This is a genomic window from Chryseobacterium sp. YIM B08800, assembly GCF_026163565.1.
Lineage (GTDB): Bacteria > Bacteroidota > Bacteroidia > Flavobacteriales > Weeksellaceae > Chryseobacterium.
Genome location: NZ_JAPDKN010000038.1, coordinates 1 through 20,340, shown reverse-complemented (window position 1 = coordinate 20,340; position 20,340 = coordinate 1). Strand labels below are relative to the sequence as shown.

Annotated in this window: 14 protein-coding genes; 9 read left to right on the top strand and 5 right to left on the bottom strand. The window is 35.4% G+C overall.

The window, feature by feature from the left end; translation table 11 throughout:
• Positions 1 to 26: 26 nt before the first annotated feature.
• Positions 27 to 1,850: a RagB/SusD family nutrient uptake outer membrane protein gene (locus OEW74_RS14395; protein ID WP_265429141.1), complete on the bottom strand. Its 1,824-nt coding sequence runs from the start codon at positions 1,848 to 1,850 to the stop codon at positions 27 to 29.
• Between the two features lie 10 nt (positions 1,851 to 1,860).
• Positions 1,861 to 4,857, bottom strand: a complete 2,997-nt coding sequence (locus OEW74_RS14390) for a SusC/RagA family TonB-linked outer membrane protein (RefSeq protein ID WP_265429140.1) — start codon at positions 4,855 to 4,857, stop codon at positions 1,861 to 1,863.
• Positions 4,858 to 5,726: 869 nt separating this feature from the next.
• Here OEW74_RS14390 and kduI point away from each other — a divergent pair.
• The 8 genes from kduI to OEW74_RS14350 all read left to right on the top strand — a co-directional run bounded on the left by kduI (position 5,727) and on the right by OEW74_RS14350 (position 15,964).
• Positions 5,727 to 6,563, top strand: a complete 837-nt coding sequence (gene kduI / locus OEW74_RS14385; RefSeq protein WP_265429139.1) for a 5-dehydro-4-deoxy-D-glucuronate isomerase — start codon at positions 5,727 to 5,729, stop codon at positions 6,561 to 6,563.
• Between the two features lie 10 nt (positions 6,564 to 6,573).
• Positions 6,574 to 7,356: a gluconate 5-dehydrogenase gene (locus OEW74_RS14380; RefSeq protein ID WP_265429138.1), complete on the top strand. Its 783-nt coding sequence runs from the start codon at positions 6,574 to 6,576 to the stop codon at positions 7,354 to 7,356.
• 16 nt (positions 7,357 to 7,372) lie between these two features.
• Positions 7,373 to 8,770, top strand: a complete 1,398-nt coding sequence (gene uxaC / locus OEW74_RS14375; protein WP_265429137.1) for a glucuronate isomerase — start codon at positions 7,373 to 7,375, stop codon at positions 8,768 to 8,770.
• A 381-nt stretch (positions 8,771 to 9,151) separates the two neighbouring features.
• Positions 9,152 to 10,156: a sugar kinase gene (locus OEW74_RS14370; RefSeq protein ID WP_265429136.1), complete on the top strand. Its 1,005-nt coding sequence runs from the start codon at positions 9,152 to 9,154 to the stop codon at positions 10,154 to 10,156.
• Positions 10,157 to 10,381: 225 nt separating this feature from the next.
• Positions 10,382 to 11,041, top strand: coding sequence for a bifunctional 4-hydroxy-2-oxoglutarate aldolase/2-dehydro-3-deoxy-phosphogluconate aldolase (locus OEW74_RS14365; RefSeq protein WP_265429135.1), 660 nt, complete (start codon positions 10,382 to 10,384; stop codon positions 11,039 to 11,041).
• A 22-nt stretch (positions 11,042 to 11,063) separates the two neighbouring features.
• On the top strand, positions 11,064 to 12,593 hold the full coding sequence (locus OEW74_RS14360; protein WP_265429134.1) for an MFS transporter: 1,530 nt from the start codon (positions 11,064 to 11,066) through the stop codon (positions 12,591 to 12,593).
• Between the two features lie 285 nt (positions 12,594 to 12,878).
• Positions 12,879 to 14,342 carry a tagaturonate reductase gene (locus tag OEW74_RS14355; RefSeq protein ID WP_265429133.1) on the top strand — a complete coding sequence of 488 codons (1,464 nt, stop codon included), beginning with the start codon at positions 12,879 to 12,881 and terminating at the stop codon, positions 14,340 to 14,342.
• 5 nt (positions 14,343 to 14,347) lie between these two features.
• Positions 14,348 to 15,964 (top strand): UxaA family hydrolase, encoded by a 1,617-nt coding sequence (locus tag OEW74_RS14350; RefSeq protein WP_265429132.1) that lies wholly within the window; start codon positions 14,348 to 14,350, stop codon positions 15,962 to 15,964.
• A 199-nt stretch (positions 15,965 to 16,163) separates the two neighbouring features.
• Here OEW74_RS14350 and OEW74_RS14345 read toward each other — a convergent pair whose 3' ends face one another.
• From OEW74_RS14345 to OEW74_RS14335, 3 genes are all read right to left on the bottom strand, one after another.
• Positions 16,164 to 16,976: an energy transducer TonB gene (locus OEW74_RS14345; protein WP_265429131.1), complete on the bottom strand. Its 813-nt coding sequence runs from the start codon at positions 16,974 to 16,976 to the stop codon at positions 16,164 to 16,166.
• 747 nt (positions 16,977 to 17,723) lie between these two features.
• Positions 17,724 to 18,209, bottom strand: coding sequence for a hypothetical protein (locus OEW74_RS14340; protein ID WP_265429130.1), 486 nt, complete (start codon positions 18,207 to 18,209; stop codon positions 17,724 to 17,726).
• 528 nt (positions 18,210 to 18,737) lie between these two features.
• Entirely contained in the window at positions 18,738 to 19,766 is a 1,029-nt protein-coding gene (locus OEW74_RS14335; protein ID WP_265429129.1) for a LacI family DNA-binding transcriptional regulator, read from the bottom strand.
• 298 nt (positions 19,767 to 20,064) lie between these two features.
• Here OEW74_RS14335 and tssD point away from each other — a divergent pair.
• The coding region (gene tssD / locus OEW74_RS14330; protein ID WP_265429128.1) for a type VI secretion system tube protein TssD at positions 20,065 to 20,340 on the top strand (276 nt) is incomplete at its 3' end.

Below are 20,340 nucleotides of genomic sequence, written 5' to 3'. Positions count from 1 at the left end.
TTAATTAATATGAATGTATATTTTTACTAATAACCATAATCCTGGGTAAGATTATAATTAGAGTTTACAACGTCTAATGCTAATGGTAATAGCTCTTTCCTGTTAGGCTGGAAATAATATGCATAACTCTTGATAGGATCTCCACTGATGTACGGCTGAGTCATTGCTAATCTCCAGTTTACTTTTGTATAACCAGATGGTGTAGCCACAGACTGATTTGGGCTGTAGAAAACATCAGCTTTTGCCACTCCGGTTGTTGTATAAAAATCAATATCCGATACATTTTGCTGAGCCGTTTTTGTTGGCACATAGGTCGGTTTTTTATAGAAAATATATTCAGGAACGTTTGCATAAGCTCCGGTACCATTCATAAACTGGGTAAGTTTAGCTCTTGTTTCATTAATTTTAGTTTCTAATAAATTCCAACGGATAAGATCATATTTTCTTAATCCTTCACCACCAAATTCAAGCTGTCTTTCTTTTACGATATAATCGAAGAAAGCTGCTTTACCAGTTGGAATGGTTCCTACCTGACCCAAATTACCTGCATAAGCTCTTTGTCTAACTGCCATCACTGCATTGATTGCATCGGCAGATGGACCACCGTGTAATTCGTTATCAGCTTCTGCGAACATTAATAAGATGTCTGAATATCTTAGCATTGGCCAGTCGATTCCTAAGTTTTGAGAAGTTCCTGTAATTGAGGTCCAAGATTTTCTGAATTTACCGTCATTCCAGTTGATAGATGTCTGAAGCTCTTCCTGCTTTGATGTACTTACTCTAAAGATTGCGATGTTAACATCTCTTCTTAAATCGTATTTTGTAAATTCATAAAAATAAACAGGAATTGCATTGATACCACCTGAAGATTTCCAATCTGTATCATCATGTCTTAAACCATTATAGTAACCAATTTTACTGTCGGTTCTTGAGTTTCCTCCAAAAGCTCCAATTGCATATATTACCTCATTTGTTACATCCTGAGAATTGGTATGCAGTGATCTGAATAATCCTTCATAGCTAGGATTAAGTTGATGCTGACCAGAATTGATAATATCTTTACACTCATCATAAGCAATCTGATAATATTTTTGAGGATTAGAACCCTGCATCATTTGTTGAGGATTTCTTCTTAAAGAATATCCAGCTCTTGCTAATGCAATTCTGGCTCTTAACCCTTTTACCGCACCTTTTGAAATTCTTTGTGCAGTAGTTCCTCCTTCAGATCTCCAAGGTACAAGAGTCTCTGCTCTAAGCAAATCTTCAAGAATCTTATCATAAATAACATCTCTGTCTGTTTTTGCAAGATACAAATCTGGAAGATCAGCAGAAGGTACATCTTGGAAAGGCACATCGCCCCAGTTTTTAATAAGATCATAATAGAAATTAGCTCTAAGCGTTAAAGCTTCACCTAAATATCTGTTCATTAATGTCTTATCTGCTGCTGAGCCAGTTTGCATCACTGGTGAAAGCGGGATGTTTTTAATGACAAGGTTGGCTCTTTCAATTCCGGCATAAGTATCTAAGAAAGGTCTTAATAGCTCAGTATTTGTAGGAATTGCACCAAAGCAGCTAATTCCTCTTCTGTCATTGGCATTATAATCACCTGAAGTTCTTAAATCGTCACCTGATTGAGTAAGGATTAAGTTCATTCTCTGACCATAAGTATTGTCACCCATAGTAGCGTTATAAACACCTACCAAAGCGGAAAAAGTATCTGGAGCAGAGTCAAATTGTTGTTTTTCGGCTGTATTAGATAAGCTTTCTACATCCAGATAATCATCACAAGAGTTTAAAGATATTACTCCTGCAATGGCAAATAGTATTGTTAAAAATTTATTCTTCTTCATAATATTAGGTTTAAAAAGTGATGTCAACTCCTGATAAGATAAATCTGCTTCTTGGGTAAGCTGCATAATCTACACCAGGTGTTAAAGGGTTTCTTCTGGTATTAGCTTCTGGATCATATCCTGAATAACCAGTAATGGTAAAGACATTATTCATTGTGAAATACAGTCTGAAGTTTGAAAGTCCTAATTGTTTAACGAAATCTTTTCCAAGAGAATACCCTAAAGTTACATTGTTTAGTCTTAGGAAAGATCCGTCTTCAATAGCATACGAATGTAAGAAATAAGCACCTGCAGGTGGAGTCCATCCTGTTGTATTAGCATTTAATGCAGCTAAAGCTGTTGGGTCATTTACTTTTACACCTGCATCATCGAACCATCTCCATCTGTCAGCCACTTCAGCTAACATGTTATTGTCTTTGTATAAATATTGTGTTGAATATTCTATTTTGTTAGCATTATACACTTTATTTCCAACAGAGAAGTTGAACATTAAGCTCATATCCCAGTTTTTATAACGGAAATTCTGGCTAAAACCACCATAGAATTTAGGTTGAGCATTTCCTAGATCGGTCATATCTTTATTATCAATAATACCGTCACCGTTTAGATCTTGAAGTTTAAGATCTCCAGGTTGTACTAGTTTTGCTCCGTTTGCAGCAGCTGCAGAACTTGGAATACCCGCTTTCAATGTATAAACCTGCGTTGCTGGATTATAATCGAAATCACTTACTTCATATCTTCCCGCTGTTTGATATCCCCAAAAAGTACCTACTGGCTTACCAACCTGTACTAAGAAGTCATTCAAACTGTTTTGCCAACCTGAAGGGTACAGATAAGAAAAAGAGCTTGGTGAAGCATTATTCCCTAAACTTTTAATGGTGTTTCTGTTAGAAGAGATATTTGCATCCATTTTCCAAGTGAAGTTTTCCTTGTTGATGATACTAGTTCCGATAGAGAATTCAATACCTTTATTCGTTGTACTTCCAGAGTTTTGATATTGATATTCGTAACCTCTGTCTTTAGGAATTTGAGCTAAAAGTAATAAGTCTTTGGTATCCGTTTGATAAACATCTAAAGTACCATATACTCTTCCTTTAAATAGGCCAAAATCTAAACCTAGATTTTTAGAAGCAGATTTTTCCCAAGTAACATTTTTGTTTGCTAAGATGTTTCCTGTTGTAGCACCAGGTGTTACATTGGTTCCAAAAGCATATCCATAATCAGATGATGTTAAAAAGAAAGTATCGTATAAGAAAGATCCGATTCTGTTATTTCCAGAAAGACCGTATCCCGCACGAAGTTTTAATTCGCTGATTGTTTGGCTCTCTTTTAAGAAATTTTCTTCAGTAATTTTCCAAGCGGCAGAAGCTGCAGGGAAATATCCCCATTGGTTTCCAGCTCCAAAAACACTTGATCCATCGGCTCTCATGGAAGCAGTAAAGATGTATTTGTTTTTGAAGATATAGTTGGCTCTACCAAAAAATGATGCCAATCGGTCAGGATTTCTTCCTGCTTTAGGAGCATCTTGTACTAATCCTCCTGGAGGAGAAGCCGACTGAATGTTAGCAAATGCTTCTTCAGCACTTATAGATTTTGGAAACCATTTGATAGTCATTCCTAATGATTCTCCATCTGTTTTTACAATTTCCTGTCCTACTAATAAATCTAATTTATGACTTCCAAATGTCTTTCTATAATTTAAAGTATTAGTATTGGTAATTCTTCTCGTTTGAGATTTGTTTAAAACAACTACAGGTTGATCATTATTCTGTCTTGCCACAGAAGTTATGGCTCCCGAAAACTGATTAATATATTCATCTCTCTGTAAATATCCAATCACACTTCTGAAAGTAAAATCTTTACTTATTTTGTATTCCAACGTTCCATTGAGCAATAGATCATTTCTTCCATTTTCTTTAATCTCATTGTTTGCTAAAAGAATAGGATTTACAAGATTGGTTTCATTCGCAAATAAAGGATCAAAATCATCTACGTTTACCGTAGAACCTCCTTCAAATGGTTGATATCTTACCGCATTCCTTAATCGGTTGGTACTTTGTGAACCTGTAGATGAAGTTCCTGCTCCGAAAATGGTTTGTCTGCTGTATCTAGTGTTTAAAGTAAAGTTTAATTTCTTCGAAATATCATAATCATATTTGAAATTGATCATGCTTCTTTTAAAACCAGACCCGATCATGATCCCATCTTCCTCTACATTATTTAAAGATAATGCAAAAGATGAATTGTCAGATCCTCCGGTAACAGCAAGGTTATGAGTGAAGTTAAATGCTTCTCTTCCAAAAACTTCGTCTTGCCAGTCTCTTTTTTGTACGTCTTTGTATTTGCTTAGCTGGTCGTAAGTTCCATATCTTGCCTTGAAAGCATCAATATCCGTCTGAACTCCACCTTTATTATATACTTCATATTGATAAAGAACATATTGATATGGATCTAATACATCGATCGTATTTTGAATTTTCCTTACTCCTAAAAATCCATTATAATTAATTGATGTTTTTGCTCTTTTACGACCTCCTTTTGTGGTAATCATAACAACACCGTTGGCTCCTCTGGCTCCATAGATATTGGTAGAAGATGCGTCTTTTAAAACTTCAATAGATTCAATTTCTTTTGGAGATAAAATAGATAGTGCATTATCCATTTGAACTCCATCTACGATGTAAAGGGGAGCATTACTTCCTGTAATAGAATTACCTCCTCTGATGACAATGTCTACATCGGCTCCGGGTGAGCCTTCACTTAATGAAACTTGTACTCCCGCCATTCTTCCCTGAATTGCTTCAGCAGCATTGGTTGAAGGCATATCTTTGATTGCTTCAGCCTTTACAGAAGATACGGAGTTAGTAACATCTTTTTTAGAAACTTTAGTATATCCTACCAAGACAACCTCGTCAATCTTGGTTTCTTTTTCCTGAGCCATACCAAGTACGGGAAGCAGGAAAACAGTTAAATATAACCACTTTATTGATTGTACCTTTTTATCCATTTATTGTATCCTTATATAGTTTAATGTGTGGTTTGAGAAGTCTTCAACTTCTCAATTTTTTTGTGGATTTTTAAGTATTCTGTTTGTAGGAATATTTTAATGATGTACGCTTTTCTGAGTGCAATCGATTGCGTAATTGTTCTTAATAAAATATCTTGGCTCCTAAACTAATATTATTTTTCATTACACAAAGAAAAAAATGTTATTTTTCTATTAATTTGACTGTTTAATTTGTTAATAATCATAAAATATTTAATTGGTTTTTAGTTTTAATTATTTGATTTACAGCCCATTGTTTTTGATTTGTGTTTTGTTTTTAATCATCAAAAAATGTAAAAATAATTTGATGTTTAATGACTGTAATGATAAGAAATCACTCCAAATTACAACATTATGACCTTCTAAAAACTCCCAAAAAGTATATCTAAACTGTAATTTTTAGAGTTGAGTCTGATTTTTATCATCTTTTTCATTCAGAAAAACTTGTGTATTTTATAAATGACAATTTTTAGCTTAAATTAACAAACAATATGTATAAATTTAATCTTATCCTTATATATAATATATTTGGTGAAGAGGTAACGAAATATTTGGCATGATTTTTTTTTTATAGTTGTTACATTGCATTTTTGTAAAAAAATATGGCTCTTTTACTTCTTTATTTCCATTTTTTTGTCATTGATTTTAAATTTATTTAATTGGTTTTCAGATAATTATAAATTAAAATTAATTTTTTGTTAACCGAATACATATAATCTATATATTTATCGACAAGTATTTCTGTGGAATTTTAGTGTAATTTAATGCAATCGATTACGCAATGTTTAACAGGTTTTTTAAAACCATAATTTAAGTTTAAAATCTAGAGTATGACAAAATCAGAATTTCGTTACGCCCATCATCCTGAAGATGTAAAAAAATATACAACTGAAGACCTGAGAAGGGAGTTTTTGATGAATGATTTATTTAATGAAGATCAGATCAATGTAGTGTATTCTATGTATGACAGAATGATTGTAGGTGGTGTAATGCCTGTAAAAAGCGCATTGAAACTGGAACCAACCGATGATCTGAAAGCGCAAAACTTCTTAGATAGAAGGGAATTGGGAATCATCAATGTGGGCGCTGCAGGAAAGGTAACGGTCGATGGACAAATTTTCGAGCTTGGAAACAAAGAAGCTTTATACATCGGAAAAGGTGCAAAAGATGTTGTTTTTGAAAACGGAAATGAAGGTCAGACTTTATTCTATTTCAATTCAGCTCCTGCGCATCACACTTTTCCTACAAAGAAAATCACTAAAAACGAAGCTGAAATTGTAGAATTGGGCGAAACAAAATATGCAAACAGACGTACAATTAATAAACTGATTGTAAACAGCGTATTAGAAACCTGCCAGCTACAAATGGGAATGACCGAGTTGCACGAAGGAAGTGTTTGGAACACCATGCCTTCTCACACGCATACCCGTAGAATGGAAGCTTATTTTTATTTTGATTTGGAAGAAGGTCAGGCGGTAAGTCATTTTCTTGGACAGCCAAATGAGACGCGTCATATTTTTATGAAAAACAATGAAGCGGTCTTGTCTCCGGAATGGTCTATTCACTCAGGAGTTGGTACTTCCAACTATACATTTATCTGGGGAATGGCAGGAGAAAATATGGATTATGGCGATATGGACGCTGTTAAAACTAACGAACTAAAGTAATTTTTTCTACATGAATTTATTCGATTTATCCGGTAAAGTTGCCGTTGTTACAGGCGGAACTCACGGATTAGGAATGGCAATGGCCGAAGGTCTTGCTGCCGCAGGTGCTGAACTGGCAATCACAAGTACAACTCCGTCAAAATTAGATGAAGCTTTAGAGTATTACCACAGTAAAGGGTATAGTGCTACAGGCTATCTTTTTGATGTAACAGACGAACGTGAGGCAGCTCAGAAGGTAGCTCTTATGGAGGCTACTCATGGGAAAATAGACATCCTGGTCAACAACGCAGGAATCATCAAACGTATTCCGGCAATTGAGATGGATGTTGAAGACTTTAGAAAAGTAATCGATGTAGATCTTACCGGTCCTTTCATCATGTCCAAATTAGTTGGGAAACACATGATTAAAAGAAAATCTGGTAAAATCATTAATATTTGCTCTATGATGAGTGAGCTTGGTCGTGACAATGTAGTAGCGTACGCTTCTGCAAAAGGCGGACTAAAAATGCTTACGAAAAATTTAGCAACAGAATGGGCAAAACACAATATTCAGGTAAACGGAATTGGACCTGGATATTTTGCAACATCTCAAACAGAACCAATCAGAGTAGACGGTCATCCGTTTAACGATTTTATCATCAGCAGAACTCCGGAAGGAAGATGGGGAAATCCTGAAGATCTTGCAGGAACGGCTATTTTCTTAGCTTCTGACGCAAGCAAATTTATCAACGGACAAATTATTTACGTTGATGGAGGAATTTTGGCAACCATCGGGAAACCTGCTAATGAGTAACACTAGAACTTTACAAATGAAATCTTTTATTACAGATAACTTTTTATTACAAAATAAATACGCTGAAGAGCTATACTTCAATTTTGCTGAAAAGCAACCCATTATTGATTATCACAATCACTTGATTCCTAAAGATATTGCAGAAGACACAGTTTTCGAAAATATCTCAAAGGTTTGGATTGCAGGTGACCATTACAAATGGAGAGCGATGCGTACCATGGGCGTAAACGAAAAGTTTATCACAGGTGACGCTTCAGACAAAGAAAAATTTGAGGCTTGGGCGAAAACGGTTCCTTATACTTTAAGAAATCCTTTGTATCACTGGACGCATTTAGAATTAAAAAGATATTTCGGAATTGATGAATTGCTGAATGAAAACAATGCTTCAGAAATTTATGAAAATATCACTTCTCAGCTTCAGACTCCGGAAAAATCGACAAGAGGTTTGCTGAAAATGATGAATGTAGAATCTCTTTGTACAACGGAAGATCCGACTGATATTTTAAATTATCATCAGGATTTGGCGAAAAGCGATTTCTCCATTAAAGTAAGTACAGCTTTCCGTCCGGATAAAGCTATTCTTATTGAAAATCACAACTTCGCAGATTATATTTCTAAATTAGGCGAGTCGGCAGGAATTGAAATCAATTCTTACCAGACTTTGTGCGATGCTTTACTAAAAAGAGTAGAATATTTCCACGAAAACGGATGCAGACTTTGTGACCACGGATTGAACAATATTTCTTTCGAAGAAGCTTCAGAAACAGAAGTTTCAACAATTTTTGCTGATAAATTAGCCGGAAAGGTGATTGCTGAAAAACAGGTAAATCAGTTCAAAACTGCCATTTTATTGTTCTTGGGCGAAACGTATCATAAATTTGGTTGGGTGCAGCAGTTCCACTTGGGAGCGTTGAGAAACAACAACGAAAGAATGCACAGAATTTTAGGTCCCGATACAGGATGGGATTCTATTGGTGATTTCGTGCAGGCAGAAACTTTATCAAAATTATTAAACGCTTTAGACGGAAAAGATAAACTCACCAAAACTATTCTATATAACCTAAATCCTGCCGACAACGAGATTTTCGCAACAATGATCGGAAATTTTAATGACGGCAGTATTAAAGGAAAAGTACAGTTCGGTTCAGGATGGTGGTTTTTAGACCAAAAAGACGGAATGATTAAGCAGATGAATGCCCTTTCAAATATGGGATTAATCAGCTGTTTCGTGGGAATGTTAACAGATTCCAGAAGTTTTCTTTCTTTCCCAAGACATGAATATTTCAGAAGAGTTCTTTGTAATTTATTCGGTGAAGAAATGAAAAACGGCGAATTGCCGGATGATATGGAACTGATTGGAAAAACAATTTCCGATATCTGTTACCATAATGCTAAAAATTATTTCGATTTTTAAATTTAAAATAATGTCTCTCGCAGATTAAGCTGATTACGCAGATCATTTTGAATCTGCAAAATTTGCTCAATCTGCGAGAAATTAAAAATATTTTTAAACCATTAAGATTATTAAGAAGTTAAGTTTGATTAAGATAAAATCAAAGATTTTCATTCAGCAAAATGCTTAAAGCGAAGCTCAACTTAATTTTTCTAAACTCCTTAATAAAATCTTAATGGTTTAAATAAAAATAATTGAATATCTAAAACTCTTTGTGGTCTTATTTAAGTGAAACGCCTTTGCGCACTTAAAAATATACATCAAGTTTTAAAAAGAAAATCTTTACGCACCTTTGCGTTAAACCAAAACAGATATTCAAAAAATTAAGGTTAGTAAAAACTTATGGGCAAAATACTTACTTTCGGTGAAATCATCATGCGACTTTCACCTCCCGGAAACAAAACGATGAGACAGAGCCACGAAATGGAATTTTTTTTCGGCGGAACCGAGCTCAACGTAGCTTCTTCATTGGCGACAATGGGTTGCGAAGTGACTCACATTAGTAATGTTTCTGACGATTTTGTGGGCGAATCTGCATTGTCTTTCATCAAAAGTTTTGGGATCAATACATCTTTCATTAATAAAAACGAGCATCCTTTAGGTTTATATTTTCTTGAAGTTGGTTCATCCGTTCGTGCGAGCAGAATTGCTTACAACAGACTAAACGGTTCTTTTGCCAACATCAAACCAGAACAGGTTGACTGGAAAAAAGCTTTAGAAGGTTGCCAATATTTCCACTGGACAGGCATCAGTCCCGGAATTTCAGAAGGTGCTTACGAAACTTTGAAAGAAGGTTTGTTGACAGCTCGTGAAATGGGAATTGAAATAACTACAGATCCTGCTTATCGTTCCAATCTTTGGAAATATGGTAAAAACGGAAATGAGGTTTTAAAAGAATTGGTTTCTTACTCAACAATTTTTATTGGTGGTGTGAACGAAATTAATGAAATTCTTGGAACTCAGTTTTCATCGGATCAAAAAGGTTTTATGGAAGCTTGTGAGGAATTAAAAAAACAATGTCCATCAATCCATAAAATTTTCGACAAAATAAGAATTGGCGTTACAGCAAGTTCTCAGCAAACGCAGGGAAGAGCTTTAGTCAATGAAAATTATTTTGAAACGGAACTTTTAGAAGTAAATCCTGTAGTTGACAGAATCGGAACGGGGGATGCTTTTGCAGCAGGTTTAATTTATGGTTTATTGAATTTTGATGACGAAAAAGCCTTAAAATTTGCCAATGCAGCTTGTGCTATAAAACACACCATTCTAGGAGACATCAATTATTGCAGCGCAGAAGATATTGAAGAAGTAATGAACGGAAATTCCGGAGGAAGGATTAAGAGATAGATCGTTGTTAGTTGCTGGTTGATAGTTTATAGCAGCTTGCTTAAAATTAAAAACTTTGTTGTCTTATTTAAGTGAAGCGCCTTTGCGAACTTTAAAATATACATCAAGTTTTAAAAAGAAAATCTTTGCACCCTTTACGTTAAAAACGTAAGTCTGGCAAATACAGCATACTAAAGGATGGATAAAATCTCATCAAAGATTATTTTAACAAAATAATTAAACAAAATGACAAAAATTCAATTAGTTACAAACACCATCATTAATCAGGGAGTTTTGCCTTTGTATTATAATGCTGATGAAACGGTAACTTTAGAAATATTGAGATCACTTTACAAAGCAGGAATTCGTGCAGTAGAATATACAAGCCGTGGAGAAGCTGCGTTGAGTAATTTCACAAAAATGGTAGAAGTTCGTAATGCAGAAATGCCAGAAATGCTTTTAGGAATTGGAACAATTAAGAATATAAAACAAGCGGAAGAATATTACAAAGCAGGCGCAGATTTCTTTATCAGCCCCGGTTTTGTGGCGGAAGTTGCAGCATTTTTAATTCCAAAAGATTTGTTGTACAGTCCGGGTTGTATGACTCCGACAGAAATTATTACTGCGGAAGCAGCAGGCGTAACTTTTGTTAAATTATTTCCCGGAAACGCTTTAGGGTCTGGATTTATGAGTGCAATTAAGGACGTTTTCCCGAACCTGAAATTTATGCCGACCGGAGGAGTTGATACCACAAAAGAAAGTATCGAAAGCTGGTTTAAAGCCGGTGTTTCTGCAGTGGGAATGGGAAGCAAATTAGTAAGCAAAGAATTGATGCTTGCGAAAGACTTTGCAACGATAGAAAGTGAAACTAAGAAAGTATTGGATATCATCCAAACTTTAAAATAATAACTAAATTCTAAAAATTAATATGAGTTCAGTTAAATCTCTTAAACCGACACAATACAGGTGGACAATTTGTTTGCTGTTATTTCTTGCAACCACGATTAATTATTTAGATCGTCAGGTTTTATCATTGACGTGGAAAGATTTTATCGCACCGGAATTTCATTGGAATAACAACGATTACGGAAACATCACTGCATTATTTTCTATATTTTATGCCGTGGGAATGCTTTTCGCAGGAAAGTTTGTGGACTGGATGGATACCAAAAAGGGTTTCCTTTGGGCAATCGGAGTTTGGTCTATTGGTGCTGTTTTACACGCATTCTGTGGAATCGCAACCTCAGGAATTCTTACCGGAAGCTGGTTTGTAGGTTTTCACGAGTCTAAAGAAATCATCGGAAATGTAGGAAGCGTTTCAGCAGTAATCAGTACCAGTGTTACCTTATTTATTTTTGCTCGTTTCGTTTTGGCAATTGGTGAAGCAGGAAATTTTCCGGCAGCAATTAAGACGACAGCAGAATATTTCCCTAAAAAAGATAGAGCATTTTCTACAAGTATCTGGAATGCAGGAGCAACGGTGGGAGCTTTGGCAGCACCGGTTACGATTCCTTTTATTGCAAAATCAATGGGTTGGGAATGGGCATTTATTATTATTGGTGCTTTAGGATTTGTTTGGATGGGACTTTGGGTTTTTGTTTATAAAAAACCTCATTTACATAAAAGAGTTAACGAACACGAACTGAACTATATCAATCAGGATCAGGATGATCTTCCGAATGAAGATACTTCTGTTCCGGAAAAAGTATTTACGTTTAGAGAATGTTTCAGTTACAGACAAACTTGGGCTTTTGCGTTTGGAAAATTCATGACAGATGGCGTTTGGTGGTTCTTTTTATTCTGGACTCCGGCATATCTAAGTTCGGTTTACGGAATGGATTCTACACAAAGTGCATTGCCATTATTTGTATTGTACATGATTACCTTACTGTCAATTATCGGTGGTTGGCTTCCAAAATATTTTGTTGAAAAGAAGGGAATGAATGCTTATACAGGAAGAATGAAAGCAATGTTAATTTTCGCATTTTTCCCTCTGTTAGCGCTTTTAGCTCAACCTTTGGGTTCAGCAACCTATTGGATTCCGGTATTAATTATCGGTGTTGCAGGAGCAGCTCACCAAGCTTGGTCAGCAAATATTTTCTCTACAGTTGGCGATATGTTCCCGAAAAAAGCCATTGCAACCATCACGGGAATTGGCGGAATGGCGGGAGGAATTGGTTCATTCATCATTAATAAATCTTCAGGATTATTGTTCGATCATGCTCACAAAGCATGGACAACCGTTGATGGAGTACCTTTACTGGAAAAATATCCTCAGTACATCAACGATCGTTTACCGGATGGTTTCTTCGAGCAGTTAGAAAAATCAGGAGCGGTAGTTGTAGACGGAATTGACAAAGGATATATGATCATTTTCTCAGTTTGTGCCGTCGCATATTTAATTGCATGGACAGTTATGAAAATGTTGGTTCCAAAATATAAAGTGATTAGTAAATAAAAATTAAACCATTAAGGAGAATTAAGAAGTTAAGAATGCTTAAGAATTTGCTTGCAAATTAAAAGTAAGCTTAAGAAATTTATTTCTCTTAACTTTTCTTAAACCCTTAATAAATCTTAATGGTTCAAATAAAAATTTTGAGTTCTTAGCTAAGTGAAACGCCTTTGCGAGCTTAAAAATATACATTAAGTTTTAAAAAAAAATCTTTGCGGACTTTGCGTTAAAAAAACACACAGTATCAAGATTTAATCGAATTAAAAACATCATTTAATTCAAATTAGAAAAATGGAAAATCAGACAAAACAGAAATTAAACCGCCAAAACAGCGGAATAGATACAAAATTACCAATCAAAATTGTACAGTTCGGTGGAGGAAACTTCATGCGCGGATTTACAGATTATGTGATTGAAAAATTAAATAAAGAAGCAGATTTCAATGCAGGAATTGTTAACATTCAGCCTACACCAAATGGCTCGGTTCACAAGCTTGAAGAACAAGGGAATTTGTACACTTTATTCTCAAGAGGAATTAAAAAAGGAGAAATCATCGATGAAAGATGTGTGATTTCAGCGATTCAGAAATCGGTTAATCCTTATTCAGATTACAACAGTTTCTTAGATTTAGCAAAAGAAGAAGAGCTTGAATTTGTATTTTCTAATACGACCGAAACGGGAATTGCTTACGACGAAACTGAAACTTCTTACGAAGGTCCGCACAAAAATTTCCCTGCGAAAGTAGCGGTTTTACTTCACGAAAGATACAAGCATTTCAATGGAGCAGCAGACAAAGGTTTAAGAATTATTCCTTGCGAGTTGATTGAAGATAATGCTTTTGTTTTAAGAGATATTATTTTAAAATATGCCCAACTTTGGAATTTAGAAGAAGGTTTTGCGCAATGGATTGAACAAAGCAATCATTTCCACAATACATTGGTAGACAGAATCGTTCCGGGATATCCGAAAGATGATGCAGCAACTTACGAAGACCAGCTGGATTATGAAGATCCGATGATGGTGGTTTCTGAAACATTCCTTTTATGGGTAATTCAGGGAGGTGAAGATTTAAAACAGAGAATTCCTTTTGATCAAATCAATGAACAGATTTTGGTCGTAGATGATATTCAACCGTACCGTTTAAGAAAAGTAAGAATTCTCAATGGCGGACATACTTTGATGCTTGCTCCTGCTATTTTATCTGGAAAAGAGTTGGTAAAAGAGGCGATCGATGACCAGTTTATCGGAACATTTTTAAGTGACTCTATTTTTTATGAAGTCAATCAGACTTTAGGTTTAGATGAAACTGAGTTGAAAGAATTTGCGGAAGAAGTGTTCGACAGATTCAGAAACCCTTTCATCAAACATCATTTGGCAAGCATTGCTTTATATTTTGTTTCTAAATTTAAAGTAAGGGTGATGCCGAGTTTGCTGACTTATGTTGAAAGAAATAACAAACTTCCGTTGAATTTAACGTTCTCTCTGGCAAGTTTAATTAGATTCTATCAGGGAAGTTTTGGTGAAAAATCTCTTCCTCTGAATGACGAAGAAGCGATCGTAAACAGATTTAAAGAAATCTGGAAAAACGAAGATTATGAAGTAGTTTCAGAACAGGCTTTAAGCGAAAAACTATTTTGGGATACCGATCTTACACAGGTTGAAGGTCTGAAAGTCGCAGTAGCAAAAGCATTGTACGAAATCGACCACAGTGACATGGAAACTGCCTACAAAAATTTCATTCAATTTTATTCTTAAAAATCATGCAAAAGAAAGTACTGAAAGTAAATCCTAAAGACAATGTTGTAGTAGCGTTGATGGATTTACCTGCCGGAGAATCGGTGCATCTAGACGGTACAGATTATACGATTCTTAAAGATATTAAAGCAAAACATAAATTCGCTGCCGTAGATTTTGAGGATGGCGACCATATTTTGATGTATGGCGTAATCGTTGGAAAAGCTAACCAATCTATCAAAAAAGGCGAAGTAATTACCACCGAAAACGTAAAGCACCAAAGTGCAAAAGTGGTTGGTAAAACCGAAACTCTGGGCTGGACTCCACCCAATGTCGACAAATGGAAAGACCGTACTTTCAACGGTTATCACCGTGAAGATGGACAGGTAGGAACAGAAAACGTTTGGTTATTTTTCCCATTGGTCTTCTGCGAAAACAAAAATATTGAAACACTGAAGGATATTTTTGAAAAAGAATTACTTCATGACAAAGCCAGCAAACATCAATTGTTATTAAGATCATTATTAAATGGCGGAACGACTGATACTATTGAGGAAGAAAAAGAAGAGGATACAAGAATATTTAAAAATATCGACGTAAGATTCATCACACATCAAGGTGGTTGTGGCGGAATTCGTCAGGATGCTGAAGCATTGGGAAGATTGTTCGCAGGATATGTCAACAATCCAAATGTTGCAGGCGCAACGGTTCTAAGTTTAGGTTGCCAGAATCTTCAGGTTCAAATTTTTATGGATGCACTGCATGCATTAGCTCCAAATAATAAAAAGCCAATCGTTGTTTACGAACAGCAAAAATCAGGAACTATCGATGAAATGCTGACTGGCGTTATCAAAGATTCTTATGAAGGTATTAAAAAAGCCAACGAAATAGTGAGAAAACCTGCATCCATCACCAAACTAAACATTGGTTTGGAATGTGGTGGTTCAGACGGTTTCTCCGGAATTTCTGCAAACCCAGTTTTGGGTGAAGTTTCAGATATTATGGCAGCAGTTGGCGGAACAACCATGCTTGCAGAATTCCCAGAATTATGTGGAGTAGAGCAAGAGTTGGTCAACCGTTGCATCAACGATGAAGACGGTGTAAAGTTCCTGAAACTGATGAAAGATTTTGAAGCCTCTGTAGTTGCAGCTGGTTCAGGATTTGATATGAATCCGTCTCCCGGAAACATCAAAGACGGTTTGATTACTGATGCCATGAAATCTGCAGGAGCTGCCAAAAAAGGCGGAGCTGCCCCAATTGTAGAAGTTCTCGATTTTACAGAATATGCTACAAAACCAGGATTAAATCTTCTGTGTACTCCCGGAAATGATGCCGAATGTACAACCGCTTTAGTGGGGTCTGGTGCAACAGTAGTTCTTTTCACAACAGGTTTGGGAACACCGATGGGAAATCCAATTTCTCCAGTCGTGAAGATTTCTTCGAACACAGTTTTGTCAGAAAAGATGTCGGATATTATCGATTTTAATGCAGGAACGGTAATCAGCGGAGATAAAACCATTCCCGAAGCAGCAGATGAACTTCTGGAGCTCATCATCAATGTAGCCAGCGGCGAAGTAAAAACCAAAGCGGACGTTCTTAATCAGAATGATTTCATTCCATGGAGACGAGGTGTCTCTTTGTAGTGGTTAATTATATTAAATATTAGGGTTGAAAATGCTTTCTACATCGTGTAGAGAGCATTTTCTTTTTTGGGTTTATGTGATTTTTTTTACCACAAAAAATACACGTGTTTTTTACGAATAAATACACAGCTAATATATATAGGAACGGACTTTAACACGTTTAAAGTAATTGCGAAATTAGTGGCTTTAGCTTTTTCCTTTATCTTTTCCAATTTTCGTGATCGTACATAAAAGTAACAGATTCATTACTATTAACAGTTATTCCACTCTTTTTATTTGGAATCCATTTTATTTTTTTTACAAAGCTAATTGCTCTTGTATTAAAATCTTTAGCAAATTTTTCATTGTAGGGTTGTCTAAAAGAAGAATTTACTCTTAGATTTCTTAATTCACCTTTAACCGTTAATACGAATTCTACTGTAGTCCACGAATATGAATCATTTTCTTTCCTATGAATATAATCTTGAGGATAGAGAAATGTTTTAAAGTAATCTTTATCATACTTTTCTAAGAAATCATCTAGATTTTTAGTGAATGGATAAATAGAATGATTTCTATCACAGTCAGATGACGAAAATATTTTATTAATATTTTTTCTTACATATGCTTTTTCCGCTTCGATTCTTTTCTCTTCAATAAAATATTTTCCAAATTTTCTCTCTATTTCTTTGTTCATTAGATCACCATAGCAGAATTGTTTATCTGATGCTGTACAAAAAATTCCCTGAGGAATTGTTTTTATGTTATATCTACTTAGAATTAAATCTAACTCAGAGTCGCTTTCATACATTTCTACCATTCCTTTTGGAATAACAAATGTGAGTTGTCCATTGCCAATTTCTTCTTTTGCGATTTTTGTTTGAGCAATACAAATTGAATCCCATATTTTATTTTCAATTTCTAAATATTTTGCAAGCTCAATACTATCATTGTAGTTTGTTTGGGCAAATAAGTTTGCTGTCAAGAAAGAGAATAGGATTATGATAAAATTTATTATTTTATGTATTTTCATAAGACATAGCTAAATTTGGCTTTACATATCGCATTAATCCAAACTATTATTTCTTTAAAAATAATGAAATAAACAGTGATAGCAAATTTTAATTTATATAAAAACTTGTCCCTCCAAGTTCTCAACCCAAATTTGATGTTTCAAACCCCATCCCGATACGTTCGTCAGAAGCCCAGCTGGGTTATTGATGCCTCCTATGGGGTAATGAATATCCGGAAACGTTATAAACCAAGGCTGGCTCGAGCATCCTGCTCGTGCCCATTTAGGAAGCTCATAAAATCCCATACCCCAATTTCCACGTTCCAAACCCCAACCGATACGTCCAAAACTTATCCCGACACGTTCCGAAGAAGTCCCGATACGTTCTGTAAAGGTTCCGGTACGTTGTAAAACCTATCCCGATCGTTCATTAGACATCCAGCGGGGTTGTTCACACCTCCGATGGGGTTCTCAATACATCCAGACAAGTTACATCATCCATCCCAACAGGTAAAAGATACGTACGGATCGGTAAAAGATCTGTCCAGACTTATCAAGAACGCATCCCGAGGAGTCAATAACCACTCCCGATCATTAAAGAACGTCTCCGGATGGCTGAAAGACGTCTCCAGACCGATGCGGAACGTGTTTGGAGGAGTATAAAACGTCTACCAAGTATTCCACAACGTATCTAAACTCGTTTAATGGAAAGTTGAAGCATAAAAATACCCCTCCGTATAATTGAAGGGGTGGTTAGTTATCGTTGTTTTACTTTTTCTCCTCAGTTGGAGCTGTAGAGGTTGAATTTTTCACAAAAAACTGTTTCAGATCTATGTATTTGTTTTCAAATCCCGGTGATGCTGTACCCGCTTTGTAGGTGGTGTATGAATAATCAACCAACGCCGACTGATAATTGTCGTAATCATGTAGCGTTTTGGCATTATTCAGTCTCGTAATCAAGCTTTCGAGTCTGCTGATCATACCCTCCATACTATTTCGGGAGCTGTGATCTTTGTTGAATTCGTCCCAATCCACTTCGGGAGAACTCAGGTTAGACTGGTTCTGATTGTAGTCGTAGACTTTGTTTACAAACAGTTTGTTTTGTTCATTGATGCTTCCGTACCGTCTGCGATCTTCAGGTGAAAGGTTGATTGTGATCTCAGCAAGAGCTGTTTCTAATGCGGCGATGGCATCCTGTGCGGCAGTGATCTTTGCACTGCTCAAATGGGTGGAGTTCAAATTTGTTAATCCCATCATTTTTGATTTTAAAGGTTAATACTATGTATATAAAATCGTGTGTTTTTATTTTGAGGAATCACTAAGTTAGGAAAAAAATTAAAATGAAAAGAAAAATTTTGAATACCTGAAATAGTTGCCAATTTTATCCACCGCAGAAATTCCCCTCCTCTGGAGGGGAATTTTTCACGTGTAAGTTTTAATCTTTCGTTTTATTTCTATTATTTGAATTTGTGAAATCTTTGATTTAATAGCAAAATAAAATTAAAGCTGAGATTCTTCCTTCGTCAGAATGACAAAGATGCTGTTTAATTAACTGTAAAAGTGGCATAGGAAATGAAAGCGTTAAGAAAATAAGCGATGCGAACGTTAAGAAAATTCTTCTGTTCGAAGCGCGACACCAATTGTGAATTGAAGAAACAATTATGAACTCGCGCAAGTTTTAGAATTTTTAGAGAGTATCGATTATTTTTAGCCTTTCAGTTCCAAGTCTTGAACTTTTGTTTCTTTTGTTTTTAAGACAAAAGAAAATTAATAAAAGAAAACTTACTTCCTTTTTGAAGATTTTCTTACACAAATCTTCGGTGCAAGAACAACCTTTTTTTCAATAGAAACCCCGGAAGAATTATCTTTAATATTATCCAAGAAAACCTGTCCTGCCATATTTCCCATAATCAAAGGAGTTTGATCCATTGAGCTCATTGGAAGTTCCATAAATTGGGTAAAAGGTTCATTCGAGAAGCCAATAACAGCAACTTCTTGTGGAATTTTAATCTTACGTTTTTTTAATTCCTGACAAGCGCCTAACGCCGCAAAATCACTGGAAGAAAATATAGCATCCGGAATAGAAGGTCTGCTCCATAAAGTTTTGATGGCTTCAATTCCTGCTTCAATCGAACTTCCGGTAGAAATGATGTTTTCTTCTTTTACCTGAAATTTGTGATCAATTAAAGCTTGTTTATAGCCATTCAGACGGTTTTGATAAATCTCAAGATTCAAATCTCCGGCAAAGTGACAGATATTTTTATACCCTTCAGAAATAAGATGCTCTGTCGCCATGTAACCGCCTCTGTAGTCATCAATGGTAACGGTGCTGATTCCCGGAATATCTTTTTTTCTGTCAAAAAATATAATCGGTGTATTTGAGGTGTTTAAAATTTGTTGAATATGTTCCGTATCTACTGTAGTACGCGAAACCGACATGAAAATTCCGTCGACTTGGGCATTTAATAAAGTGTTCAAATGTTTCTTTTCCGTTAAAACATCTTCATGACTTTGGCAGATAATCACGTGATAACCGTGAAGAGAAAGTTCTTCCTCAATTCCACGAATAACCGATGAGAAAAAGTTGGTATTAATGTACGGAACGATGATTCCCACGTTTTTGGTTTCCCCACTTTTTAGAGCTTTGGCAAGGTTATTTTGCTTATAGTTCATTTCCTTTGCCGTTTTAACCACCAAATCTTTCGTTGCCTGGCTGATTCTCGGATTATCATTCAATGCTCTGGAAACCGTTGCCACACTTACGTTTAGCTTCTTTGAAATATCATAAATAGTGGCATTTTTCTTTGTCATAGGTATTCTGGACTAACGTTAATTTTCCATCCGTATTCCTTGTATGGAATGGTGGTAAATTTAATCAAATTATGAATACCAATAGCGCAGAAGCTGTAATTTTATAAGTTATTGATTAAATAGTGCTAACAATCTATTTCTAAAGCTGTTGTAAATTGATCGTAGTTCTACTACACGAAATCGTAGAATTACTACAATTTTCGAAATAATGGGTTGAAAGTTTTAAAAATATTTTTGGTGTTTCTATCTTTGGGTTATAGAAATCACAAAAATACTAACGATTTAAAATTTACTTATTATGGCAGCAAATTCAAGAGGAATCTTAAAATTCAACGGCAGCGAAGGTCAAAAATTATTAAAGCTGAACTACAGCGTTTCAAGATCTACAGATGTTTCAGGTAGAGTAGCATCAGATCCGTCAAACGCACTGATCAAATTAACAATCGAGGCAACAGAAAAATCTGACATCCTTGAGTCATTGTTAAATGGAAAATACAAGCCTACAACAGGTGAAATTACTTTCAACAAATCTCACGAAGAAGGTACTTTAATTACTTTAAACTGGGAAAACGGT